Annotated in this window: 23 protein-coding genes and 1 pseudogene; 14 read left to right on the top strand and 10 right to left on the bottom strand. The window is 59.1% G+C overall.

Translation table 11 applies throughout. The annotated features are described in order from the left end of the window. Window positions 1–61 precede the first annotated feature (61 nt). From RHEC894_RS30265 to RHEC894_RS30250, 4 genes are all read left to right on the top strand, one after another. Entirely contained in the window at window positions 62–733 is a 672-nt protein-coding gene (locus RHEC894_RS30265) for an amino acid ABC transporter permease (protein ID WP_010069334.1), read from the top strand. After that, entirely contained in the window at window positions 730–1,389 is a 660-nt protein-coding gene (locus tag RHEC894_RS30260) for an amino acid ABC transporter permease (RefSeq protein WP_010069335.1), read from the top strand. Before RHEC894_RS30265 ends, RHEC894_RS30260 begins: the two co-directional genes overlap by 4 nt. After that, window positions 1,367–2,092, top strand: a complete 726-nt coding sequence (locus RHEC894_RS30255; protein ID WP_010069336.1) for an amino acid ABC transporter ATP-binding protein — start codon at window positions 1,367–1,369, stop codon at window positions 2,090–2,092. Before RHEC894_RS30260 ends, RHEC894_RS30255 begins: the two co-directional genes overlap by 23 nt. Window positions 2,093–2,409: 317 nt before the next feature. After that, on the top strand, window positions 2,410–3,291 hold the full coding sequence (locus RHEC894_RS30250) for an alpha/beta hydrolase-fold protein (RefSeq protein ID WP_085740338.1): 882 nt from the start codon (window positions 2,410–2,412) through the stop codon (window positions 3,289–3,291). 24 nt (window positions 3,292–3,315) lie between these two features. Here RHEC894_RS30250 and RHEC894_RS30245 read toward each other — a convergent pair whose 3' ends face one another. Further along, the gene (locus tag RHEC894_RS30245; RefSeq protein ID WP_085740337.1) at window positions 3,316–4,425 is read right to left on the bottom strand and encodes a LacI family DNA-binding transcriptional regulator; all 1,110 of its coding nucleotides are present in this window, start codon (window positions 4,423–4,425) and stop codon (window positions 3,316–3,318) included. Between the two features lie 325 nt (window positions 4,426–4,750). Between RHEC894_RS30245 and RHEC894_RS30240 the strand changes: the two genes are divergently transcribed. From RHEC894_RS30240 to RHEC894_RS30230, 3 genes are all read left to right on the top strand, one after another. Continuing rightward, complete coding sequence (locus RHEC894_RS30240) at window positions 4,751–5,713, top strand: sugar-binding protein (protein WP_085740336.1); 963 nt, start codon at window positions 4,751–4,753, stop codon at window positions 5,711–5,713. Between the two features lie 78 nt (window positions 5,714–5,791). Further along, window positions 5,792–7,333, top strand: coding sequence for a sugar ABC transporter ATP-binding protein (locus RHEC894_RS30235; RefSeq protein ID WP_085740335.1), 1,542 nt, complete (start codon window positions 5,792–5,794; stop codon window positions 7,331–7,333). Between the two features lie 41 nt (window positions 7,334–7,374). After that, window positions 7,375–8,400 carry an ABC transporter permease gene (locus RHEC894_RS30230; protein ID WP_085740334.1) on the top strand — a complete coding sequence of 342 codons (1,026 nt, stop codon included), beginning with the start codon at window positions 7,375–7,377 and terminating at the stop codon, window positions 8,398–8,400. 125 nt (window positions 8,401–8,525) lie between these two features. Here RHEC894_RS30230 and RHEC894_RS30225 read toward each other — a convergent pair whose 3' ends face one another. The 3 genes from RHEC894_RS30225 to RHEC894_RS33210 form a co-directional block, all read right to left on the bottom strand. Further along, window positions 8,526–8,930: a type II toxin-antitoxin system VapC family toxin gene (locus tag RHEC894_RS30225; RefSeq protein WP_085740333.1), complete on the bottom strand. Its 405-nt coding sequence runs from the start codon at window positions 8,928–8,930 to the stop codon at window positions 8,526–8,528. After that, window positions 8,927–9,196 (bottom strand): AbrB/MazE/SpoVT family DNA-binding domain-containing protein, encoded by a 270-nt coding sequence (locus RHEC894_RS30220; protein WP_085740332.1) that lies wholly within the window; start codon window positions 9,194–9,196, stop codon window positions 8,927–8,929. Before RHEC894_RS30220 ends, RHEC894_RS30225 begins: the two co-directional genes overlap by 4 nt. 100 nt (window positions 9,197–9,296) lie before the next feature. Further along, window positions 9,297–9,461: a hypothetical protein gene (locus RHEC894_RS33210; protein ID WP_164517729.1), complete on the bottom strand. Its 165-nt coding sequence runs from the start codon at window positions 9,459–9,461 to the stop codon at window positions 9,297–9,299. A 397-nt stretch (window positions 9,462–9,858) separates the two neighbouring features. Between RHEC894_RS33210 and RHEC894_RS30215 the strand changes: the two genes are divergently transcribed. From RHEC894_RS30215 to RHEC894_RS30205, 3 genes and pseudogenes are all read left to right on the top strand, one after another. Beyond that, window positions 9,859–10,533, top strand: a complete 675-nt coding sequence (locus tag RHEC894_RS30215; RefSeq protein WP_085740331.1) for a transcriptional regulator — start codon at window positions 9,859–9,861, stop codon at window positions 10,531–10,533. A gap of 128 nt (window positions 10,534–10,661) precedes the next feature. Further along, window positions 10,662–11,210 (top strand): hypothetical protein, encoded by a 549-nt coding sequence (locus RHEC894_RS30210; protein WP_085740330.1) that lies wholly within the window; start codon window positions 10,662–10,664, stop codon window positions 11,208–11,210. A 663-nt stretch (window positions 11,211–11,873) separates the two neighbouring features. Beyond that, window positions 11,874–12,068, top strand: a pseudogene (locus RHEC894_RS30205) (dihydrodipicolinate synthase family protein); the annotation flags it as partial. Here RHEC894_RS30205 and RHEC894_RS30200 read toward each other — a convergent pair. The 6 genes from RHEC894_RS30200 to RHEC894_RS30180 all read right to left on the bottom strand — a co-directional run bounded on the left by RHEC894_RS30200 (window position 11,999) and on the right by RHEC894_RS30180 (window position 17,527). Continuing rightward, window positions 11,999–13,438, bottom strand: coding sequence for an aldehyde dehydrogenase (NADP(+)) (locus tag RHEC894_RS30200; protein ID WP_245339604.1), 1,440 nt, complete (start codon window positions 13,436–13,438; stop codon window positions 11,999–12,001). The pseudogene RHEC894_RS30205 and the gene RHEC894_RS30200 sit on opposite strands and share 70 nt — an antisense overlap. Window positions 13,439–13,543: 105 nt before the next feature. Beyond that, window positions 13,544–14,332 carry an NAD(P)-dependent oxidoreductase gene (locus RHEC894_RS30195; RefSeq protein WP_085740329.1) on the bottom strand — a complete coding sequence of 263 codons (789 nt, stop codon included), beginning with the start codon at window positions 14,330–14,332 and terminating at the stop codon, window positions 13,544–13,546. Next, window positions 14,329–14,733, bottom strand: a complete 405-nt coding sequence (locus RHEC894_RS33860; protein WP_281069179.1) for a pyridoxal-phosphate dependent enzyme — start codon at window positions 14,731–14,733, stop codon at window positions 14,329–14,331. The genes RHEC894_RS30195 and RHEC894_RS33860 overlap by 4 nt, the downstream gene beginning before the upstream one ends. Further along, window positions 14,733–15,344, bottom strand: coding sequence for a pyridoxal-phosphate dependent enzyme (locus tag RHEC894_RS33855; protein ID WP_281069178.1), 612 nt, complete (start codon window positions 15,342–15,344; stop codon window positions 14,733–14,735). The genes RHEC894_RS33860 and RHEC894_RS33855 overlap by 1 nt, the downstream gene beginning before the upstream one ends. A 12-nt stretch (window positions 15,345–15,356) precedes the next feature. After that, on the bottom strand, window positions 15,357–16,565 hold the full coding sequence (gene solA, locus RHEC894_RS30185; protein ID WP_085740328.1) for an N-methyl-L-tryptophan oxidase: 1,209 nt from the start codon (window positions 16,563–16,565) through the stop codon (window positions 15,357–15,359). 203 nt (window positions 16,566–16,768) lie between these two features. Next, window positions 16,769–17,527 carry a FadR/GntR family transcriptional regulator gene (locus RHEC894_RS30180; RefSeq protein WP_085740327.1) on the bottom strand — a complete coding sequence of 253 codons (759 nt, stop codon included), beginning with the start codon at window positions 17,525–17,527 and terminating at the stop codon, window positions 16,769–16,771. Window positions 17,528–17,831: 304 nt separating this feature from the next. Here RHEC894_RS30180 and RHEC894_RS30175 point away from each other — a divergent pair, with 304 nt between their 5' ends. Genes RHEC894_RS30175 through RHEC894_RS30160 form a run of 4 tightly spaced genes read left to right on the top strand, consistent with a single transcriptional unit; the run spans window position 17,832 to window position 23,392 of the window. Then, complete coding sequence (locus tag RHEC894_RS30175) at window positions 17,832–19,913, top strand: hydantoinase/oxoprolinase family protein (RefSeq protein ID WP_085740326.1); 2,082 nt, start codon at window positions 17,832–17,834, stop codon at window positions 19,911–19,913. 10 nt (window positions 19,914–19,923) lie between these two features. Next, window positions 19,924–21,567 carry a hydantoinase B/oxoprolinase family protein gene (locus tag RHEC894_RS30170; protein WP_085740325.1) on the top strand — a complete coding sequence of 548 codons (1,644 nt, stop codon included), beginning with the start codon at window positions 19,924–19,926 and terminating at the stop codon, window positions 21,565–21,567. An 8-nt stretch (window positions 21,568–21,575) separates the two neighbouring features. After that, the gene (locus RHEC894_RS30165) at window positions 21,576–22,892 is read left to right on the top strand and encodes an amino acid deaminase (protein ID WP_085740324.1); all 1,317 of its coding nucleotides are present in this window, start codon (window positions 21,576–21,578) and stop codon (window positions 22,890–22,892) included. Window positions 22,893–22,921: 29 nt separating this feature from the next. Beyond that, window positions 22,922–23,392: a RidA family protein gene (locus tag RHEC894_RS30160; RefSeq protein WP_010067548.1), complete on the top strand. Its 471-nt coding sequence runs from the start codon at window positions 22,922–22,924 to the stop codon at window positions 23,390–23,392. The last annotated feature ends 140 nt before the right edge of the window (window positions 23,393–23,532 follow it).

Genomic DNA, 23,532 nt, shown 5'->3' with positions numbered 1-23,532 from the left:
ATGTCATTCTCGCCTGCAGGCGGGATGACATCCGCTCGTTACCGCAAGAGGGGACAATTCCTTGAGCTATCATTTCGAATTCGGCTGGCTGCTTCAATATTACCCTGAGATCATCAAGGGCATACTGGTCACCCTGGAACTGATCGCGATCGGCGGAGTGCTCGGCATTTCGCTCGGCATCGTCTGTGCCTGGGTGCGCGCACTCGGGCCGGCCTGGCTGAAACCTGTCGTTGCCGCCTATGTCGAACTGATCCGCAACACGCCGTTCCTGATCCAGCTGTTTTTCATCTTCTTCGGTCTGCCGTCGCTCGGCCTCCAGCTTCCCGAATTGACCGCCGCCAACCTGGCAATGGTCATCAATCTCGGCGCCTATAGCTGCGAGATCATTCGCGCCGGTATCCAGGCAACCCCGAAGGGTCAGTTCGAGGCAGGCGAGAGTCTTGCCATGACGCGCTTCGAAACCTTCCGCCATGTCGTTCTCGTCCCGTCACTGCAGCGCATCTGGCCGGCGCTGTCGTCGCAAGTCGTCATCGTCATGCTCGGCTCGTCGGTTGTGTCGCAGATCGCCGCCGAGGATCTGACCTTTGCCGCGAATTTCATCCAATCGCGAACCTTCCGCGCCTTCGAGGCCTACATCGTCTCGACAGCGATCTATCTGGTGATGGCAATCCTGCTTCGGCAGGTGCTGGGCGTGGTCGGCGGCTTGATTTTCCCGAGGAGAAAAGCACGATGATCGAGTTCACCCTCTGGGACATCCTGCGAAACCTGCTGCTCGCCACCCGCTGGACGATCCTGCTTTCGCTCGTCTCCTTCGCCAGCGGCGGCGCGGTCGGACTGGGACTGCTGTTCCTGCGCATCGGCAAGCGCAAGACATTCAGGGTGCTCGCGAAATACTACATCGAACTTTTCCAGGGCACGCCGCTGCTGATGCAGCTCTTCATCGCTTTTTTCGGTCTCGGCCTCTTCGGCATCGATGTCCCGGCCTGGCTTGCCGCGGGACTGGCACTCACTCTCTGGAGCGCCGCCTTCCTCGCCGAAATCTGGCGCGGCTGCGTCGAGTCGATTGCGAGGGGCCAGTGGGAAGCCTCCGCCAGCCTCGGTATGGTCAGGCTGCAGCAGATGCGTTACGTCATCCTCCCGCAGGCGTTGAGGGTCGCCATACCGCCCACGGTCGGTTTCTCCGTTCAAATCGTCAAGGGTACGGCGCTGACCTCGATCATCGGCTTCGTCGAACTGTCGAAAGCCGGCACCGTGGTCACCAATGCCACCTTCCAGCCCTTCACGGTCTACGGGCTCGTCGCCCTCATCTACTTCGCCCTTTGCTGGCCTTTGTCGAAAAGCAGCCAGATCCTGGAAAGGAAGCTCAATGTCGCTCATCGAAATCACTGAAGTACGCAAAAGCTTCGGAACCACCGAGGTGCTGAAAGGCATCAATCTCGATGTGGAGGCCGGCGAAGTCATCGCCATTATCGGCAAGAGCGGTTCGGGCAAATCGACCTTGCTTCGCTGCATCAACGGCCTGGAGAGCATCACCGACGGCTCCATCTCCGTGGCCGGCGCGCAGCTCCTCGATGACGAAGTGCATCTGAAGGCATTGCGTCTCAAGGTCGGCATGATCTTTCAGCAGTTCAACCTCTTCCCGCACCTGACGGTCGGAGGCAACGTCATGCTGTCGCAGACCGTGGTCAAGAAGACCCCGAAAACCGAAGCCGAGGCCACCGCCCGCAAAATGCTGGAGCGAGTGGGGCTGGGTCACCGGTTCGACGCCTATCCGGACGAGCTCTCGGGCGGCCAGCAGCAGCGCGTCGCAATCGCCCGCGCGCTCGCCATGCAGCCGAGCGCGCTCCTTTGCGACGAGATCACCTCGGCGCTCGATCCGGAGCTAGTCGCCGAAGTTCTCGCCGTCGTGCGCGAACTTGCCGCTGAGGGAATGACGCTGCTGATGGTCACGCACGAGATGAAGTTTGCCCGCGACGTCTGCAACCGCGTCGTCTTCATGCATCAGGGCCGGGTTCACGAGGTGGGCCGGCCCGAGGAAGTCTTCGCTAACCCGCAGACGGCAGAGCTGAAGCAGTTTCTCGGCATCAGCTGACGCAGTGACGACAGCCACCTTGGTGGACGCACATTTCGCGTGCTGCGTTTGTGCGTCGATTGCTCCTTCGATGCGAACACACCCGCCGTTTCAGCAACGCTGATCCCGGCCATGCGCCGCCGAGCGATCTTCCAGCGTTTATCCATGTTGATGTGAGAGCAGGTGAGGTTCATTGCGCTTCCCTTGCGGGTGATAAATCATTACCTATCGCAAGTCAGGCTTCATTCTTGACCCCACCCTTCAAAAACAACCAATGAACCGCACCGACTTAATTCTCCTGCTGCTATCCTCGTGTGCAACCATCAGAAAACTTTCTCATGACTAACCCTGTCAGCGCCTATTCAATGCCCGGGACCTGTTTTTTCGATCTGGCTCCTGCTGCCGGCGGCGAGCCCTATCGCATATTCCTTTCCATCCCGGCGGAGAAACCGCCGGCGGCAGGATGGCCGCTTCTCGTGATGACCGACGGCAATGCCACGTTCCCCTTCGCGGCCGCCAGCTTGGTCACGCAGGCGCCTTATCCCACGGGGACGAATGTCGGCTGGGGGGTGATTGCGGCGATCGGCTACCCGTGCGACGAACCCTATGATCCGCTCCGCCGGTCCTGGGACCTGGGGCCGCCGCCGGTCAAATCCTATCCGCCCTTCGTTGCGGGCGGTCCCCCGGTTGTCATCGGAGGGGCCGGTAAACTGGTGGATTTCATCGAGAACGAGTTGATACCGCGGATTGCCGAGATGGTGATGCTGGATCCGCTGAGCCGATCGCTTTTCGGGCATTCCTTCGGCGGCCTCTTTACTCTCTACGCTCTGTTCGAGCGTCCGGGTCTGTTTGCCAATTGGATTGCGGCCAGCCCAACCATCTATTGGGAGAACAGTGAAATCCTCAACAACGAGGCGCAGCGTCAACTCATCCCGGGACATGCCGCCTTCCTGCATTTGTCCGCCGGAGAATATGAAGGCGATGAGCTGGCCCCTTTTCAGTACCGGAACGAGGATGCCGCCATGCGCCTGGAGAAGAGGAAGGCGGAGCGGACGATCCTCCTGGCGCAGGAGATGGCGGAGCGATTGAGCAGCACGGCCGACGGATTGCGTGCCGAATTCGAGCTTTATGCCGGCCAGACCCACATGTCGGTTCTTGCGGCGGCCGTGAACCGGGCGGTCAGCATCGCCTTCGCCGTTGGCGGATCGACCGACACATGAGGTCTTCCCGGCCATTGCCGCCGCCTATGGCGAGGTCTTTAAGCCATCGAGGATCTGCCGCGCTTCGGCCCGCGGCGCGGCGACGGAATGACGCTTGACGAGCGAGCATTCGAGCTTGGCGATTGGATAGCGCTTGCCCGGCATGGTTTCCGGGTTGAGATGTTCGATCGCCCATTGCCCCATGGCAAGGTGAGGAAGGACCGATGTCGTCAGCGGCGGGACGAGATGCCGTGAAATTTCTTCGTCGTCATAACCCACCACCGACATGTCCTGGGGAATGCGAAGCCCCGCATCCTTGAGCGCTTCGTAGCAGCCGATGGCGGTGCGATCGTTCTGGCAGAAGATCGCGGTCGGCGGCTCTTTCAGAGCAAGCAGTTTCATCGTGGCGGCATAGCCGGCGCCGGCCGACCAGTCGCCTTCGATGACCAGTTCCGGATCGAAAGGGATATCGGCGGTCGCCAGCGCCCGGCGATATCCCGTCAGCCGGTCCTGCGCGGCCTGCATCCAGATTTCGCCGGTGATCGTCGCGATGCGATGGTGCCCGTGCGTGACCAGATGCCGGGTGGAACTCTGGCCGCCCGCGATCTCGCTCGGCACGACGGCCGGGAAAGCATGGTCCGCCGTATAACAATTCAAGAGGACCGTCGGGATGTTGAGCTTGCCGACATAGGGCGGAAGCTCGACCTGGCGGGTATAGATCGTCATATAGATGAGCGCCGATATGCCGCCGCTGGTCAACGCCTTGATGGCTTTCGGCTCCATGACGGGATCGCTGAGCGTCTGGGCGACGAGCAGGACATTGCCGGCGTTCCAGGAGGCTTGCCGCGCGCCTTCGATCGCAACGATCGCTTCCGGGCTGGTGGCAAGCTGATCCACCGCAAAACCGATCACATTGTCCAGCCCCGAATAAGAGGTCTTGGCCGTATAAGTCGTTCCGGTATAGCCGAGCGCGCGCGCCGCCTCCCATACGCGGTCGCGGGTCTGCTGCGAGATACGGGTGCCGGGTGTATCGTTGAGAACGAAGGAGACGGCCGCCTGTGAGCAGCCGGCGGCGGCGGCGATATCCATCATCGTCACGCGGGCAGGCTTGTCCACGGCGGGCTTATTGCTCTTTGGGGTCTTGGGTTGTCGCATTCGCGGAAAACTGTTTTCTATTTGGATTTGCCATTTTGGTAATTAGTATTAGCATCTATCTGAAAGCGTTGGCAATTGCATCGATTGCTGCAATGCCCACAGTTACCGGCAATTGCCAGTACAAAATTGCATCCTGGTCCACGAACGATGAAATGTTTTGATCTGGATTGATAATACTATTTACTAATTAAGATTCTTCTATACCGTCACGGAGCGATCGGAACCAATGCCACTCGTCGCGTTGCGACGGCCCTGGGAGGGGGCGCATCCGGCCGGCCGTAAGTCGAAACGGGCCCATGCGACTGCGGCCCTCGGGAGGTGTATTATGAAACAGCTGAAACGCAATGCAGCCCTGTTCCTCGCCGGTTTGATGCTGAGCGCGGCGCCGGCTGCCGTATCGCATGCCGCCGACAAGCCGACACTTGCATTCGTCGTCAACGGAGCGTCCGACTTCTGGAAGGCCGCAGAGGCGGGCGTCAAGAAGGCGCAGGGCGAAATGCCGGATTACCAGATGGAACTGAAATATCCTGAGCAGGCGGCTGTCGCCATTCAGCAGCGTCTGATGGAAGATCTCGTCAGCGCCGGCGTCAAGGGAATCATGGTCTCCGCTGTCGATCCCAAGACCCAGACGGACGGCCTCAACAAGATCGGCTCGCAGACGGCTCTGTTCACCACCGACAGCGACGCGCCGAAGACCAACCGGGTCGCCTATATCGGTTCCTCGAACGTCGACGCCGGCAAGCAGGCCGCCGAAATCGCCAAGAAGGCGATGCCGGACGGTGGTAAGTGCATGGGCTTCGTCGGTCTGCTCGGCGCCGATAACGCCCGCGAACGCATCGAAGGGATGAAGGAAGGGCTCAAGGGCACCAAGATCGAGCTTGTCGACGTTCGCGGTGACGACATCGACCAGACGCGCGCCAAGAAGAACGTCGAGGATGCGCTGGTGGCCAGCCCCGACCTGACCTGCATGGTCGGCTTCTACTCCTACAACACGCCGCGCATCTATGAGGCGCTGCGCGACGCCGGCAAACTCGGCCAGATCACCGTCGTCGGCTTCGATGACGATCCGATCACGCTCGGCGGCGTCAAGGAAGGCACGATCGCGGCAACCGTCGTGCAGCAGCCGTTCGAATGGGCCTATCAGGGCATGAAATTGATGGCTGCCTACCTCAAGGGCGACAAGTCAGGCGTTCCCGCCGATGGCCTGATCATCATCCCGACGGTGATCATCGGCAAGGATGACGTTGACAAATATGCCGCCAACCTGAAGGCCATGGCTGGAAAGTAACCTCTTTCGCGGCGGCGGCACTCACCGCCGCCGCGAAAGGCATTTCATGCCGACGGCATCAGCAGCCATGGACAGCCGATGAACCATAGTTCCGACATCCCGTCACCGGGCGCGCCCGGAACGCCATTCCTGTCGCTTGCCGGCGTTGGCAAGACCTATCCGGGCGTCGTTGCGCTCGAAGACCTGTCAATGGACATCATGCCAGGCGAGGTCATCGGCCTTGTCGGCGAAAACGGCGCTGGAAAATCGACGCTGATGAAGATTCTCGGCGGCGTGATCGCCCCCGACCGGGGCACGATCCTGCTCGACGGGGCGGAGCACCGGTCCTTCACTGTGGAATCGAGCATCTCATCCGGCATCGCCTTCGTGCATCAGGAACTCAATCTCTTCGACAATCTCGACGTTGCGGCCAATATTTTCCTCGGCCGCGAGCCGCTGAAGGCCGGACCTTTCAAGCTCGTCGATCGCGATCGGCTGCGAGACATGGTGAAGCCGCTGCTGAAGCGCGTCGGGGCGCATTTTTCCGCCGACACGCCGGTGGCGTCGCTTTCCCTTGCCGAGCAGCAGATGGTGGAAATCGCCAAGGCGCTGTCCATCAACGCCAGGCTCGTCATTTTCGACGAACCGACGTCCAGCCTGCCGCTGGCCGAAACCGAACGGCTTCTCAGCATTATCAAATCGCTGAAAGCCGACGGCATCAGCGTCATTTTCATCTCGCATCGTCTCCACGAGGTTGAGCGCGTCGCCGACCGCGTCGTCGTGCTGCGCGACGGCACGCTTGTCGGCACGCTCGCCAGGAAAGACATCGGCCATGATCAGATGGTCAAGCTGATGATCGGCCGGGTGCTTGCGGCCCGGACTGCAAAACCGCAGCGCTCGCCCGGCCCGGTGGCGCTGCAGGCAAGCGGCGTGCGCACTGAGGCCTATCCCGGCCGTCCCGTCGATCTGGAAATCCGCTATGGAGAAATCATGGGGCTTGCGGGCCTCGTGGGGTCGGGCCGCACCGAGCTTGCAAGGGTCTTCTTCGGAATCGAGCGGAGCTACGGCGGAACCATCCTGCAGGACGGGCAGGAAATTTCCGTCCATTCCGCCCGCGACGCCGTCGCTCGCGGCATTTTCCTGGTGCCGGAGGATCGCAAGCGCAACGGCATTCTTCTCGATTTGCCGATCGCCCAGAACATAAGCCTTGCCGATCTCCGCAAGCTCTCCCGCCGTTTCATGCTTTCTGCCGAGCGGGAGACGGCGGCGGCCGAAAAACAACGGCTTCGCCTCGGTATCAAGGCACCCTCCGTTTCGACGCGAACCGGCACGCTGTCCGGCGGCAACCAGCAGAAGGTGGTGCTCGCCAAATGGCTGTCGATGAGCCCGAAGGTGATGATCTTCGACGAGCCGACGCGCGGCATCGACATCGGCGCGAAGAACGAGATCTACGGCCTGATGCGGGCGCTTGCCGATGCCGGGGTCGCGATCCTGATGATATCAAGCGACATGGAGGAGGTGATCGGCGTTTCCGACCGCATCGCCGTCATGCACGAGGGCCGGATCGCCGGCATATTGGAAGAGGACGAATTCAGCCAGGAAAGCGTCCTTTTGCTTGCTGTCGGCAAAAGGGTAAAATAGCGGCCGCGGCCAATATACAAGTATCGGGGAATGGATCTCGAATGGTCAAAAAAGATCTCGGACTGCTGCTTTTGATCGTCGTCGTCGGCATCGTCGTCGCCATCATCAATCCGCGCTTCCTGCTGCCGATCAACCTGGCCAATACCGCCAACCTGATCGGCCTGTTCGGCATTCTGTCGATCGGCCAGGCCTTTGTCATCATTACAGGCGGTATCGAGCTTTCCGTAGGCTCGCTCGTCGCCCTTCTCGGCGTGCTGTTCGTCGACTTCATCGCGGTCCAGGATATGTCGTGGATGCTGGCGCTGCCGCTCATTCTCGCGCTTGGCGCGGTCATAGGCGCCGTCCACGGCTGGCTGATCACCCGGCTCAACTTGCAGCCCTTCGTCGTCACCCTTTGCGGCCTCTTGATTTATCGCGGGGCGGCACGCTTCTATACAGCCGATGGGACGGCGGGTTTTGCTTTCGGCCAGAATTTCCCGGACCTCGAATTTCTGACCGCCGGACGGTTCTACGGCGTTCCCAACACCTTCATCGCGCTTGTCATCATTGCCGTGGTCATGTGGATCATGCTGCATCGCTCAGTCTTCGGGCGTTATCTCTACGCGATCGGGAAGAACGAGGAGGCGGCCCGCTATTCCGGTATCCGCACCGGCCGCATGATCATGTCGGCCTATGTGATTTGCGGGCTGCTGACGGCGCTTTCGGCGATTTATTTCGCCATGTATACGCGCTCGATCTCGCCTGCGAGCCATGGCCAGTTCTACGAACTCTATGCGATTGCCGCTGCCGTCCTTGGCGGCTTTTCGCTTCGCGGCGGCGAGGGATCGATTATTGGCGTCGTGTTGGGCACGGTGCTGCTGCAGGAACTGCAGAATCTGGTGAATCTGCTTGGTATCCCATCATCGTTGAATTTCGCCGTCATGGGCGGCGTAATCCTCATCGGGGTGCTGATCGACCAGCAATGGCACGTAATCCGCGCAAAACGCCGCCTCGTCTCCGCCGCCCGGCAGACCGAGGCCCGCCTTCCGAATGATGGCAGCGTGCCCATGGTTGCCAGTCAGGATTAGGTATTCCAAGGGCCGGACCTCTGCTCGTCCCAACGCACGGCAGTTATGACTTCCGTCGATAAGGGAAAGACAGAAGGATGCGTGACGACGAATCGACATCAGAAACCCTACATGCCGTTGGCCGTTCAAACCAACCAGTTTTCGACCTGCAAAGGGCGAATACGCATGAACTCGCTTATGTTGGCCGTCACCAGAACTGCTCCGAGGGCGGAGGCGTGGGCGGCGATAAATAGGTCATTCGGACCGATAGGCTTGCCAGCGGCCTCTAGTTCAGCTCGGATGCCGCCGTATGCATCATCGGCGGGTACATCCAGCGCAAGCACCGCTAAGCTGCCAAGGATAGCTTCGATCTGTGCTAGAAGTTTCGGTGATCCCTTTTTGGCGCACCCGTAGCGTAACTCCGACGCCGTGATAATACTGACGCAGATTGCATCGGGGCCAACCTCGGCGATGCGCCGAGCGACGACACCCCTCGGGTTTCGGGCAAGCTCGGAGACGATATTGGTGTCCAGCATATAAAGCCTGCTCACAGGTCGATTTCCTTCAAAGGAAGCAGGGTATCGTCTACATCAGGGAACTGATCTTCAGGGCCAAGCGGCTCCAAACCTGCCAGGACTTCCAGGAGGTTCTTGCGGTGCACAGGCTCTATAATCAGCCGATCGCCGTCGCGGTGGATCATCACTCGGTCGCCGGGTAGCTCAAAGTCGGCCGGGATTCGCACAGCCTGACTCTTGTTGTTTCTGAAAAGCTTGGCCTCCCTCGGGGGAATAGGCTCTTGTTGTCGAAAATGGGCCATATCGGACCTCCTTGTATATACAAATGTATATACAAGGCTCCGGCTAAGATTTCAATCGGGGTTTATTCCTTGTTGACCTTCGACCAGAGGTTTGCCCCATTCAGCAGATGCAGCAGCTTGCCAGTAGCATCATCGATGTAGACGAGCTTCGGCTGAGATCGAGCACCTCAGCCGCCTGGACGACGCTCAGGCGTCGATCACGGATCTTCTGAACAACTTCGAGGCGATGCAATTCTTTCTGCGACATGGTGATCAAACAGGACATGACGACTCCGACCGCTCATGGTCTCGACCAGGCTGAAGGTCGTCATCCTTGCTCCCAACGTTGGCATTGACCAGCACGTCGAGAGGCGAGACTGTCGCATCTCTAACTGGCCCAACTGTCGCATTACTAAATAGCCGCTACACAAAAATGTGGCGTAATCGATCGTCGGGAACCTTTGAAAATGTCTCGGGACGAACTACTGGTCGCCCCTTCCTTTCAAGGGCTTTGAGCGTATAGACCGCCCTCCGCCCCTATTAGATTGCCACATTTTCTGACCCCCGGAATGCTGCGGTGGATCGGATGTGACGGTGGTATAGACTGGCAGTCCGGTAGGCGCTATTCGTGATGTACCAGCACATCACCAAACCATTCCGTGGATTCTCTAAGGCCTCTCATATTGAAAAAAGTGCAACGCAGTTTTGCCGTCGAGTACAAAAACGGCAGGCGAAAACTCGATACCAGGTCGAACTCGATCTGGGGCAACATGGATCTAAAATTAGTCGCTCGCGACCTGGAGGAAGAGGCAATGCCGTTTCTGTCGGGTAGCTCTCAGAGTGGCAAATCGGACAGCGAAGTGTCTTTGCCAAAAGCAGATCAACCAGAGTCGTTGTTGACACCGCCTCTCGGGCCGTCGACAACTGCATCAGATACACAGGAGATGAGCATGGCCGACGAGACTGACACGGCAACCAGTGCCGATGTGCCGACCGTTGTTGAAACGCCTATTGCGCCGAAGAAACAGCGCAAACCCCGCGCCAAGAAAGTGGCGGCACTCGAGACCGCGTCAAGCGACGCTACGGCAGAGCCAGCAGCTGCTCTGGCCGGCCCCGGTAGCGGGAGGAGGAGAGGGCGCAAGGTGAAGGCGATCGAATCTTCGGCGAGCGCCAAACGCGCACCTGTACGCCGTGCTCCAAAGGCTGTGCAGGCAGCGCCGGCTACGCCGATGACGGCAATCGATGAGATGGCGGATCTCCTGCAACTGGAAGAGGAGAATCAGCGACTGCGAAAGCTTCTGGCTGAAAAACTTCGCGCTGAAAATGCTGATCTGCGCAAACGGCTCAAGCTCGATTGACAAAGCAGCTGGTCAACGGCGGGCCGTATTTCCCTGCTTATCGAGGCATACAATTCGGCAACGGTGAATGCTGTTGCTGAAACTAACACTCACTGCCTGCTTGCGGGATAAAACGCGAGGTCGGATAGATGGCGTCTCCCTGGAAACTTCTTGCCCGACTGATCTCACCTGGACGCGAACAAAAGAGAGAAAGCGGCTCGACCGAGAAGGTTACGCCGGAGGCGTTGGCTAATGCCGGTCCGACTGGATCGCCTGGCGAGGAGAGCCTGATTGGCGCGGGTCGACCGGCAAGCGAGGACCTACCTCGTCACAGTCAAGCCGGTGTAATCTCCGTAGAGCCTGTGCAATCCGAAGAAGCCGTAAACGGTGGCCGCGATGAGGTCGAGCGCGGAGCCGCCAAGATTGCGGAGGCCACTGATCCCCCTTTGTCCGGCGGTACTGGTATCGCCGTCACCGCTGCACAAACCATGACCAAGCGAGCTGTCGAGGTGGCGCCACGCAAGCAAAGGAGGCGCGGCAAGGAAGCGGTAGCGGTTGCGAATTTTTCCCAAATTAATGACACTGCAGACGAGGTGAACCTCGATGAAGAGATCAGGGCGCTCAGGGATCAACTGGCAAGAAAGCTAAAACTGCAAAACGCGCAGTTAAGAAAAATGCTTGGGCGGTTTGAACGGTGAACGTGTCGCGATGCCTTGCCATTTGAGCCGGTATCGATTGAGCGTCGCGGGTTCATACCCCTTCAAGGCGAAGGTGTCTCATGTGCCATTCATGAGGCACTCATTTTTTGTGATCTGAAGGCGTGGCCCACATAGCGAAAACCGACGAATGCGGCCCCGATGAGCGGGGCGGTCGTCCCGTCTTCCGCTAAGCTGACGCTCTTGCGGCCGCCATGTTCCGCCCTCCACGTGGCGAGGATACCGAGATCCGCCTCACGGCGCCGCTATGCTGATTTCCAGCCCATTGCCACCCACCGGCGGAGTACCGCGAGGGTCGCACTGGCACGCACGCTTCCACCAACAGCTTACGTTCGAGCGCGCCATGGCGGTCACGCCGCGGAAGATGAATTCGACAACCGGCTCACGATATTCCTTCAGTCTCAGATCACGCAACGCGCTTGGTCGGACCATGTGAAAAATCCCTTTTTGGCCATCCAATTGAATCACGGAATCCGTCAGGCCCGCGCCAGCGCTCGAACAGATGGCCGCAAGAGCTACGAAATAATATGAATTCCACAGAAGTATGATGTCTAAAGGTCGATTCGTATATAGTGATCACATCTCTCATTGACATTGATATGCTCTCCTGGGTATTGTTCTATCCAGTTCAACTTGGAGACAGACATGAATCCGCAGCACCTAAAGGCCGCACTTGGCTCGGGCCTTCTTTCGTTCCCGGTTACCCACTTCGATCGCAACGGCATGTTCGCGCCGGAGAGCTACAAGGCTCATGTCGATTGGCTTGCCAGCTATAATGCGCCGGTCCTGTTTGCTGCAGGCGGCACGGGCGAATTCTTCTCATTGAGCCCAAGCGAGATCCCGGTGTCGCAGACCTCCACGCCGGTCGGATAACCGTTGCAAAGAATCCGACCGGCCTTTCTTTCCGCTAGCAAAAGAAGCTCACGAGCGACGCTGCTGTCGTCATCGTCAAGATGAACAGTAAAGGTCAATTGACCTTCGAACGACGTGGCAACATCAAGCAGTTCCCGGACATCGGACGCCTCAACGACGATGCCCGACGGTCCGAAGACCTCGGAATGCAGTGTGGGATTTGCCAGCCAATTCCTGGCGTTTGTCCTGAACAGGTAGGGTGCTGCAATCCGGTCCGGGTAGGCCTGCCCCATTTCCTTCGTCACGCCCTCGGCCGTCTCAAGGGCTGCCGTTCCATCGCGATACGACCGCGCAATGGAGGCTGTCAGCATCGGAGCCGGGGAGATCTTCCGAAGCTCTTCCACGGCCGCCTTCACAAAGCTGTCGGTATCGGTTCCTGCGACGACAATAGCGACACCGGGATTTGTGCAAAACTGACCGACTCCTTGGGAAAGCGAGCCGGCCCAACCTCGGCCGATATCGGCTGCACGCGTTTTCGCCGCGCTCGGCAGGACAAACATCGGATTGATGGAGCCGAGCTCACCGAAGAACGGAATAGGCTCCGGCCTGGCCATCGCCAGGTCGAAGAGGGAGCGGCCGCCGGCTAGCGAACCTGTGAAACCGACAGCCCTGATCGATGGATGCTGGACCAAAGCATGGCCGACGGCGCGATTTCCACCTTGAATGAGGCTGAACACACCAAGCGGCATGCCACAGCGACCGATCGCTTTCTCGATCGCCTGTGCGACGAGCTCGCCGGTTCCGGGATGGGCGCTATGCCCCTTGACCACAACCGGGCAGCCGGCAGCAAGGGCGGCGGCAGTATCGCCTCCCGCCGTCGAGAATGCCAGAGGGAAGTTCGAGGCCCCGAAAACCGCAACCGGTCCGAGCGGGCGCTGAATCAAACGAATGTCGGGCCGCGGCATAGGTTTTCGATTAGGCAGCGCAACATCGTGACGGCGGTCAAGGTATAAGCCGTCGGCAATGTGATCGGCAAACAGCCGGAGCTGTCCGGTCGTTCGAGAGCGTTCCCCTTCGAGGCGTGCCGCAGGCAGGCCGGTCTCGGCCGAACCGATCGCCGTAATCTGCGAACCGCTGGCGTCGATCTCTTCCGCAATCGTCCGCAGAAAGCCGGCGCGAGCTTCCCGGGATAATGCGCTGTAAGCAGGGAAGGCCTCGTCCGCAGCTGTAACCGCTTCGTGCACGAGTTCAACCGATCCGGCCGAGAATGTGCGGTCGTCACCCGTTATCGTATCGGATCGAAAAGTTCCGTTGCCATCTTTCCAGCGGCCCGCAATCAAATGCTTACCTGTCAGCATATCCAATCTCCTTCAGCTCGTGCCCGTCTTTGCCGCTGCTCATTCAGATCTTTCTCGACCGCCCGAACGCCTACCCCCCTGCGCAGGCAATCTTAATCCGACGATCTACGCCTGTTTTGCGAAGATTCCGCCCTGCAGACGGTTCACCACGTCCTCGCGGCTCGGTTGGGGATCTGCGGCGAAGATATCGTCCTGATAATCGTCGGCACTGTCCTTCGGACGGTAACCGATGTGGGAGGCGAGCCGATTATCCCAGAAAGATGCCCGGTTGTTCGACGCGCCATAAACGATCGTGTGCCCAACGCGCGGCACGGTGAGGGAGCGTTCGACGAGCTGCCACATATCGTCGAACGACAGCCAGGTCAGAAGGTGACGGCGAGTACTCGGCTTCGCTTCACAAGAGCCGATGCGCAGTGAGACCGTTTCAAGTCCATGCTTGTCCCAGAAGAGCTGCGCCAAATTCTCGCCGAAAGCCTTGGCGACGCCGTAGTTCGAGTCGGGCCGCGCAGGGGCGCCGGCGTCGATCGTCTGCGTCTGATCATAGAAACCGATCGCATGCACCGAGCTGGAAAATACCACGCGCTTGACGCCTGCCGACCGGGCTGCCTCGTAGAGACTCTGGAAGCCGGCAATGTTGACGCGGTGAATAGGTTCGAAGTCGGCGTCCTTGGAAATGCCACCGAAATGCACGATCGCATCGATATCACGCACAAGGTTCTTCGCCACGCTGAGGTCACCGAGATCTGCTTGTACCAGTTCCTCGTTGGGAGCGGCATCGGCCATCGTAGCGATATCGGTGGAGCGAAGAAATTTGACTTTCGGAGCGAGACGCTTGCGCAGTTCGGTTCCAAGCAGCCCGGCCGCTCCGGTGAGCAGAATGCGATTGTAGATCATTGGGTCGTCTTTCTCTTAAGCGTGGGAATGCCTGCGGTGGCGCCCTCGAGGGCGCCGGTGAATAGAGCGGAACCAACGTTTCCGCCCGACACGACAACGATGACGGTCTTTCCGCGGAACGCGCTCGATCTGGCTAGGATCGAAGCGAACGCCGCGGCGCCGCTGGGCTCCACAACGAGATTGAAGCTATCGAAGAGCGTTCGGATGGCTTTGGTAACCTCGATATCCGAGACGGTTTCGAACGACGGTCTCAGGCCTCGGACGATTTTGAACGGCAAAAGTCCCGGCCTTGGCGACATGAGCCCATCACAAAGTGTGTTCGCGCCCGGTTCATAGTCCTGAAGCTCGCCCGCGGCCATCGACCTTGCGAAATCGTCGAAGCCCCGCGGTTCGACAGCCACTATTGCGCATTCTGGGAAATCCGCCTTGACGGCTGCTCCGCTACCGGCGATCGACCTCCGCCACTGACAGGGATGGCGATGAAGTCTGGTATGATGGATCGCTCGTTCAATTGCTCCGCAATCTCAAGCCCGACGGTACCCTGCCCGGCGATAATATCGCCGTGGTCGAAGGGCGGGACGAAGACGAAGCCCTGCGAGACGAGATCGTCCACGCGCAACTGCCGCGTCTCGAAGAAGTCATCGAGGAGTTCGACTGTCGCGCCAAGTGCCCTGGTTTTTTCAATCTTACGCGGCGAAGCCGTCTTGGGCATCAGCACCGTGGCCGCCGACCCGCAGATCCTTGCCGCATAGGCAAGTCCCTGGGCATGATTGCCGGAGGAATATCCGACGAAGTTCGATCCTGCGCAGGCGCCGTGACGAAGAAGAAAGTTGAGCGCGCCGCGCGCTTTGAATGAGCCTGTCTTTTGCAAGCTCTCCGGTTTGAGGATCAGGCGTACCCCGAGTTCGCCGTTTAGCGTGATACTTTCCAGGAGAGGGGTCCGGACGACAAATTGCCGAACACGTTTGGCTGCGGCCGCAATGTCATCGCGTAAATTTCCGAAATCGTACATTTCGGCGCCTCCCTAAAGAAAGCGCGCCAAATTGAAAGCGGAGAGATCGATTTTGCTTTTGCCGTCATGGATGACCTGGGCAACGGCTTCTCCTATGCCCAGCGAATGCTTGAAGCCATGTCCGGAGCATGCAGAGACCACGATGACCTTGTCCATTTCGGGATGGGCATCGATGATAAATCCATTATCGGGCGTGTTCGTGTAGAAGCAGGTTGCGTTGTTGACCACATCGGGCTTCACGCCGACCATATTCGGCCCGACATGCTTGTTGTAAAAATCATCGGACTCCCAGCGTTCGGCCTTGGGACCGATCGCCTCGTGATCGATATCGGGCGTGTCACGGCTTGCGACCATCTTGACGCCCTCCTGTGGATCCGTGACCGGGAATCCGGTGAAGTAGTCTTCTAAACGATCCGTCACGAACCAGATAAACACCGGCATCTTCTCGGGCGCGAACGGCGCGAAGTCATCTGCATCGTACCAATGGATCGTCTGACGAGTGACGGTGAGAATTCTATCGAAGGGCGCTCCGAGCAAACCTCGGGTCCAGCCACCGGCCGCGACGACCGCTCTCTTGGCGTGAACAGTTCCATCGCTCGTATGCACGACGACTTTGCCGTCTACCTGCTCGAGTTTTTCAACAATGGTATCCGTCATCACCTCCGCACCAAGCACCTTTGCGCCTTTGATCTGGGCATCGATGAGAGCTTCCGGAAGCATGTATCCGGCATTGGGCTCGAGATAGCCGCGATCGGTATCACGGAAGCTCCTGAACTGGGGATAGCGGGCTCGCAACTGCTCGGCGTTGAGAATTTCATGCTCGACGCCGAACTGCTCGGCCATGGCGATGCTGCTGGCTAGAAAATCCTGCGCCCCGTGAAGCGGTGTGGCTCCGTTCATCGGCGATCCGACAATGAGCGTTCCCGACTTCACAAGGAAAGTCTCGCCGAACTCCTTTTCTAGATCTGCAATGATCTCATGAGAACGCACTGCAAGGGGAACGTATGCCGGACCTTCGCCGACTGCTTCTCGGGTCACCCGAGTACCGCCGTGGCTGGATCCTTTTGCGTGCGGAGGAACGAACCGATCTATGCCTAGAACTCGCTCACCCCGCTTGGCGAGTTGATAGAGCGTAGAAGCTCCCATCGCGCCAAGCCCGATGACGACGACATCAGTTTGGATGGTGGATGTATTCGAGCACATAGCTTTGCTTCCGATCATACTGAGCCGCCATCACACCGGCCGGCGCTTCGTTCGCAGACGGCATTAGGCCTTCGCTCGATCGAAACCGGAGCATGCAACCACGACCGCCGCCCGCAGGGCGTGAATGCGCAGCCGCACCCGGGGCCGCGCTATGAGGACAAATCAGGCGAGGTCAATTCCACGCCCGATGTCATCTTATCACAATTCAAAGAGATCATATCTTATGTGGCGTCGTCAAGCGTATTGTCTTGTTCCTCGGTAGTTTTCCGAGCCTGCACCATCAGTCCCCGGTAACGCATCTGGCTTCTGCCAATGTGATTCTTCATGGCATCACGCGCCGCCTCGACGTCTTGATGCGCGATCGCCTCGCAGATCGCGTGATGCTCGCCGACCGACTTCTCAAGGTATTGATGGGTTATGAGCGTCCCACGCTTGGCGCCTTCCAAAGCACGGCGTGGGAGGATGGAAAGGCCTAGCCGGTCAAAGAATTCGATGAAAGCTTCATTGTTTGTCGCTTCCGAAATCGAGCGATGAAAGGTCCAGTCCGCTTCCTCGGTCGGCGCGTTATCGGCAAGCGCCGCTCGAAACCGGTCTGCCGCTTCCCAAATTTTTGCTTCCTGCGCCCAAGATCTACGTGCTGCGGCAAGGCCGGCCGCATGCACCTCGACCGCCATACGCAACTCGAGGATATCAAGCATGGAAGCCGAAAAATGCAGATTTCCAACGCCTTGCTGTGAGTTAGCTTCTGGCTCCGCCTTCTGGGAAACGAAAACCCCGACACCGTGCTTGGCTTCCAGCAGCCCATCCGCGCGCAGAGCCGCAACCGCCTCTCGGATTACTGTTCGGCTTACCCCGAACTCAAGTGCCAGCGCCTTTTCCGTCGGCAATTTGTCGCCCACCTTGATGGAATCGTCGAGGATGCGCTCCCGCAAGGCCTTCTCCGTCTTCAATGTCAGCGTGTTCTTCTTCGTCGCGCTCAAGTGAATGCCTCCAACCTTAAGCCTCGGTGATCATATCTTGCTCGGCACATGTTTGCCCTTTCACGTGCCCTATGTCCATCGTGAAGTTGAAGCCCTGGATTTCCAAGAGAATTTCAGCCTCAGGAGTTGCCGACCCATAAGATATTCAAGGGCAGCCTAAACAATCTATTGACAAGAGATCATATCTCTATCAGGCTACAGGTACGATCTTGACCGCCAGGCCGGCTTTGGGCCGCAGACGAAAAAAGGTAACGAGCGGGCGGACGTGAATCACAATGGGTTCCCGAGGATAGGGCATAGATAGATGGACAACCAAAAGGCCAGGATCGGCGTCGACATCGGCGGCACGTTTACCGATGTTGCGATGGAGTACCAAGGCAAGATCTTCTCGACCAAGGTCCTCACGAACTATACCGCGCCTGAGGCGGCTATCATCGAAGGCATCGCGGGGGTCCTGGGCGACGCCTCCCTGCCGTTCTCAGAAGTGGGCACTATCATCCATGGAACGACGCTTGCGACGAACTCGCTCATCGAGCGGCGTGGCGCCAAGACGGCATTCGTCACGACCCGCGGCTTTCGTGACGTCATCGAGATGCGAACCGAAAACCGCTTCGAGCTCTACGATCTCAATATCGTGCTTCCCCCTGCGCTGATCCCGCGCCGCGACCGACTCGTCGTCGATGAGCGCGTCGGCTCCGATGGGGAGGTCTTGAAACCCCTGGACGAGGCCGAGGTTGCCGCGCTGGCTGTCTCCATCAAAGCGGGTGAATATGAAAGCGTCGCCATCGGCTTCATGCACTCTTATGTGAACGACATTCACGAAAAGAAGGTCCGCGACATTCTCGCAGCCGAAATTCCCAGAATTTCGATATCGATATCGAGCGAAGTCTCGCCACAGATGCGCGAGTTCCAACGCTTTAACACCGTTTGCGCCAATGCCTATGTGAAGCCGCTGATGGCGTCCTATCTCAATCGGCTTGTCGACAAGCTGCGCCAGGCGGGTGCACATTGCCCCGTATTTATGATCCATTCGGGCGGAGGCATCATCACCGTTGACAGCGCCGCTGAATTCCCGGTCCGCTTGCTGGAATCCGGACCGGCCGGCGGCGCCATCTTTGCTGCCGAAGTTGCCAAGCGGTACGGCCTTGACCGCGTTCTCTCCTACGACATGGGCGGAACGACCGCAAAAATTTGCCTGATCGACGACGCTACCCCGAAAACCGCCAAGACGTTCGAAGTGGCGAGAACCTATCGCTTCAAAAAGGGCAGCGGCATGCCGATTTCCATCCCGGTTATCGAGATGATCGAGATCGGCGCCGGCGGCGGTTCCATCGCCTCCGTCGATGGGATGAAGCAGATTCGTGTCGGTCCTCATAGCGCCGCATCCGAGCCTGGGCCTGCCTGTTACGGCCGCGGCGGTGACCGGCCTACGGTCACGGACGCCGATTTGCTGCTTGGCCGACTGGACGCCGACAACTTCGCAGGCGGCTCGATCAAGCTCCGTTCCGACAATTCGAAGAGCACGCTTTCCCGCGAGGTCGGCGCCAAACTCAGCATTGACGAAAATGCCGCCGCTTTCGGCGTCTGCGAGGTCGTCGACGAAAGCATGGCGAACGCCGCCCGCATGCACGCGGTCGAAAATGGCAAGGAGCTTGCCGAGTACAGCATGATCGCGTTCGGTGGCGCCGCTCCGCTGCATGCCTCCCGGCTTTGCGAAAAGCTCGGGATGAAGGAGCTCCTGATTCCTCCGGGCGCGGGTGTCGGGTCCGCCATTGGATTTTTGCGTGCACCCATTGCCTTCGAATCCGTGCGGAGTGCCTATGTCCGCTTCGCACGGTTCGAAGCCGGCAAGGTGAATTCCGTACTGAAAGAATTGCAGGACGAGGCCACGCGCTTCGTGCATGCGGCCGATCCCAAAGCCGAGGTGGAGATGGAATGCACAGCCTATGTCCGCTACGTCGGCCAGGGCTGGGAAATCCCGGTCATCGTGGAAATAAGAGAGTACACGGACAAGGACGGTGCGTCTCTGCGCCAGCAGTTCGAAGACGCCTACGCCGCTTATTTTGGCAGGGCGATCGATGGTCTCGACGCGGAAATCATCAGTTGGTCGCTTCGCGCCAGTTCCCCGATCCATGAGGCGCAGCCCGTTCGGCGGGCTTCGAAAACTCAGGCGGCCAAAGTGCCGGTGCAACGAGAGATGTTCGACGCTCGTGCGGGAAAATATCTGCCGGCCGACATCGTCGAGCGAACCGAGCTGAAGGTTGGCGAGTACGTCTCCGGTCCGGCCGCGATCGTGGAGTGCGAAACGACGACGATCATCTCGTCATCCTACGAGGCGATCATGCAGCCTGATGGCTGCCTGCTTGTGACTTCAAAGAACGCATAAGGAAAAGGCCATGACACAGAAACGCGATGCAATCGCCGAGATGCGGCTCCAGATCATGTGGAACAGGCTCATCTCCGTGGTCGAAGAGCAGGCTCTGACCCTGGTGCGCACCGCTTTTAGCACGAGCGTGCGCGAGGCGGGTGACCTTTCAGCCGGTGTATTTAATATTGCCGGTGAAATGGTCGCACAGGCCGTGACGGGAACGCCCGGACATGTGAACGCCATGGGCGAAGCCGTAGGTCATTTCATCCACACGATCGGACGCGACAATATTTTCGAGGGTGACGTCTACATCACCAACGATCCCTGGAAGGGCACCGGACATCTACACGACTTCACGGTCGTCAGCCCATCCTTCCACAAGGGCAGGCTCATAGGCTTTTTCGCATGTACTGCGCACGTCGTCGATGTCGGCGGGCGCGGCTTCGGTCCCGACGCTGGCGAAGTGTACGAAGAAGGCATCTTCATCCCGATCATGAAATTCGCGGAGCGAGGCGCGGTAAACCGCGATCTGATCAACATCGTTCGCAACAACGTACGCGAGGCCGACCAGGTTGTTGGAGATCTATATTCGCTCGCCGCCTGCAATGAGATCGGTCACAAGCGGCTTCTCGAAATGCTCGCCGAATTCGATATTGCCGACATAGAGGATCTTGCGAAGTTCATCTTCGATCACTCCTACCAGGCTACCGTCGACCGCATCGCCGAACTGCCCGCGGGTATCTACCGCAACTCGATGCGCGTGGACGGTTACGGATCGGCGATCGACATGGTCGTAAAGCTCGAGGTGCGAAAGGACGAAATCATCGCCGACTTCGATGGTACATCGCCGCCCAGTCCCCTCGGCATCAACGTCCCGCTGATCTATACGACCGCATACGCCGCATACGGCTTGAAATGCTCGCTGGCACCGGAGATTCCGAACAATGCGGCGTCCCTGAAGCCGTTCAGGATCGTTGCGCCGGAGAATTGCATTTTGAACGCGCAGCGACCGGCGCCGGTTGCTGTTCGCCACGTGCTCGGTCATTTCGTTCCGGATACCGTGCTCGGCGCAGTCCATAAGATGCTGCCCGACACCGTTCCGGCGGAAGGCGCTGGCGCCCTGTGGAATATCCATCTCAGCGCCCGCCCATCTCAAGGCCGTACAGCTAACGGCTTCGATCTGCACCGCACCGAGATCCTGATGTTCAATTCCGGCGGAAGCGGCGCGCGCCCGACGCTCGACGGGCTCAATGCGACTGCTTTTCCAAGCGGCGTCCACAGCATGTCGGTGGAAGCAACTGAACACGTGGGACCTGTCATTGTTTGGCGCAAAGAATTGCGGAACGGATCGGGCGGCGAGGGGCGCCAGCGCGGCGGTCTCGGTCAAGTCGTTGAGATCGCACCGACAGACGGTCATGAATTCTACTTTAACGCCATGTTCGACCGCGTCGAAAACGCGGCGAGGGGCCGGGAAGGGGGCGAAAATGGCGCCTCGGGCCGCGCCTATCTCAACGACGGCACCACTCTGAATGCAAAGGGCCGGCAGTTCGTCCCAGAAGGCAAGAGACTGGTTATCGAGCTTCCCGGCGGCGGAGGTTATGGCAAGCCCAACGATAGGCCGCGCGAAGCGATCGAACGGGATCGCCTCGACCAATACGTCGTTTCGGAGTGAGTGTTTCGATGAGCGCGATCGAGAAACTGGCCGCAGAAATTGGCACCTTCAACGTGTCACCGGGACTGCGCGGCATTCCGGTCGGGGACGCGCCGATCAGTTCCGCCGACATCCCGGATGCGCACTGGCGTCCCGCCGGCGGCGAGATGAGCCTCCCGCTGCTGACGCTCGATCTGCAAGCCTACGAGGCAAACAAGAAGACAATGCTTGGCATCTGCAGCGACTTCGACTGCCAGATCGCTCCGCATGCCAAGACGCCGATGTCGCCTGTTCTCGCCCGAGATCTCGTATCTGCCGGCGCGTGGGGTGTATCCGTCGCGGACCTTCGCCAAGCTGAGGTGATGCTGCATCACGGACTCCGCCGGGTGCTGATCGCCAACGAAATTGGTGGTAAATCCGCCGTGACGCGGCTGGCACGACTGCTTCGAAACTATTCCGATGCAGAGATCTTCATGTTCGTTGACTCGACCGACGTGGTATCGGCCTTGGCCGGATCGTGGTTGGGCGACGACACGCTTCCGCCGCTAAACCTGCTGGTGGAGGTCGGCTGCGGCCGGGGTGGAGTAAACTCCGATACGGAAGCTCGGCATCTTGTCCGGTCGATCGCGGCCCTCAATTCGGAGCATATCCGATTGGCAGGAATTGCCGCGTATGAGGGAACGGCAAACCGTCCGGACGAGAAGGAGCTTCTAGCGAATCTCGACGACCTTTTCGATCGCGTCTCCTTTGCCTTGAAGGCAGCTCGGGAAACGGTCGGGCCGGAAAGGCCGCTGGTCTTGTCGATGGGGGGCTCCAGTCTTTTCGACTATGTACTCGATCGCTGTCGGCCGATCGTGGATGGCGATTCTAACGTCACACTCCTCTTGAGGAGCGGAGCGTGCTTCTTCAGCGATCACGGACCAATTCGTGCGCGATTACAGGCGATTTCTTCACGTGGAATACTGGGCAAAGCTGCAAGCGACAGCATCGCAAGAGCCTTCATGCCCGTGCTCAGGATTTGGGCCGAGGTCCTGTCAACGAATGGGCCTCATGATGCCATCTGCGGCTTCGGCCTTCGCGACGTCGCACATGATCAGGGTCTTCCGGTCCCCGTCGCGGTATGGCGCGATGGCGAACGGGTGATGACCCTAGGCGACGTATCGGTCGTCTCAAAGCTTAACGACCAACACGCATTCGTTCATGCCCCGGAACTCGGGCTGAGCGTCGGCGACGTCATCGAGTTCGGCATCAAGCATCCGTGCACGACGATCGATAAGCACGACGTGATCTTCGGTCTCGACGAGCGGGGTGAGGTGAAGGTCGCTTTGCGAACATTCTTCGGCTGAACGTCAAAACTTACATACAGGAACTGAAAATGAAAAAGTCCGTCCACGACCGCATCAACGAGCTGGGAATCGTTCTTCCCGCCGTAACGGCCCCAACCGCTACCTATATCCCGACCAAAATCTTCGGATCGATGCTTTATGTATCCGGGCAGGTTCCCAAGGTCGATGGGCAGGTGCGCTTCGTCGGCAAGGTAGGCGAAGCGATTTCGGCCGAAGAGGCGAAGCAGGCTGCGCGCGTCTGCGCAATGAACATCGTTGCACAGTTGAGCGAGGCGCTTGGCGGCAACCTGGATCGAGTTGTTGGCTGTTCTCGCGTTCGCGGCTTCGTCAATGCAGTCCCGGATTTCGGCGGACACGCAGCGGTAATCAATGGAGCCTCGGACGTGATTGTCGAGATTTTCGGCGAAAGAGGCCGTCACACGCGCACCGCTATCGGCGTCGGCTCCCTTCCGCATGGCGTTGCAGTCGAAGTGGACGCCGATTTCGAGATCGCAAACTGATGACGAGACAACTTCGCAAGAAAAGCCGGATCGAAGACGACGGACGCGATTATGGAATATGATTTCGATTTTTCCGTGGTATGGGACGCATGGCCCATCCTGCTGGATGGCACACTCAAGGCTCTCTATTACACGGCTGT

This window comes from Rhizobium sp. CIAT894 (assembly GCF_000172795.2).
Classification (GTDB): domain Bacteria; phylum Pseudomonadota; class Alphaproteobacteria; order Rhizobiales; family Rhizobiaceae; genus Rhizobium.
Note: the sequence above shows the minus strand (reverse complement) of the source record. Positions and strands in the feature narration are given on the sequence as shown.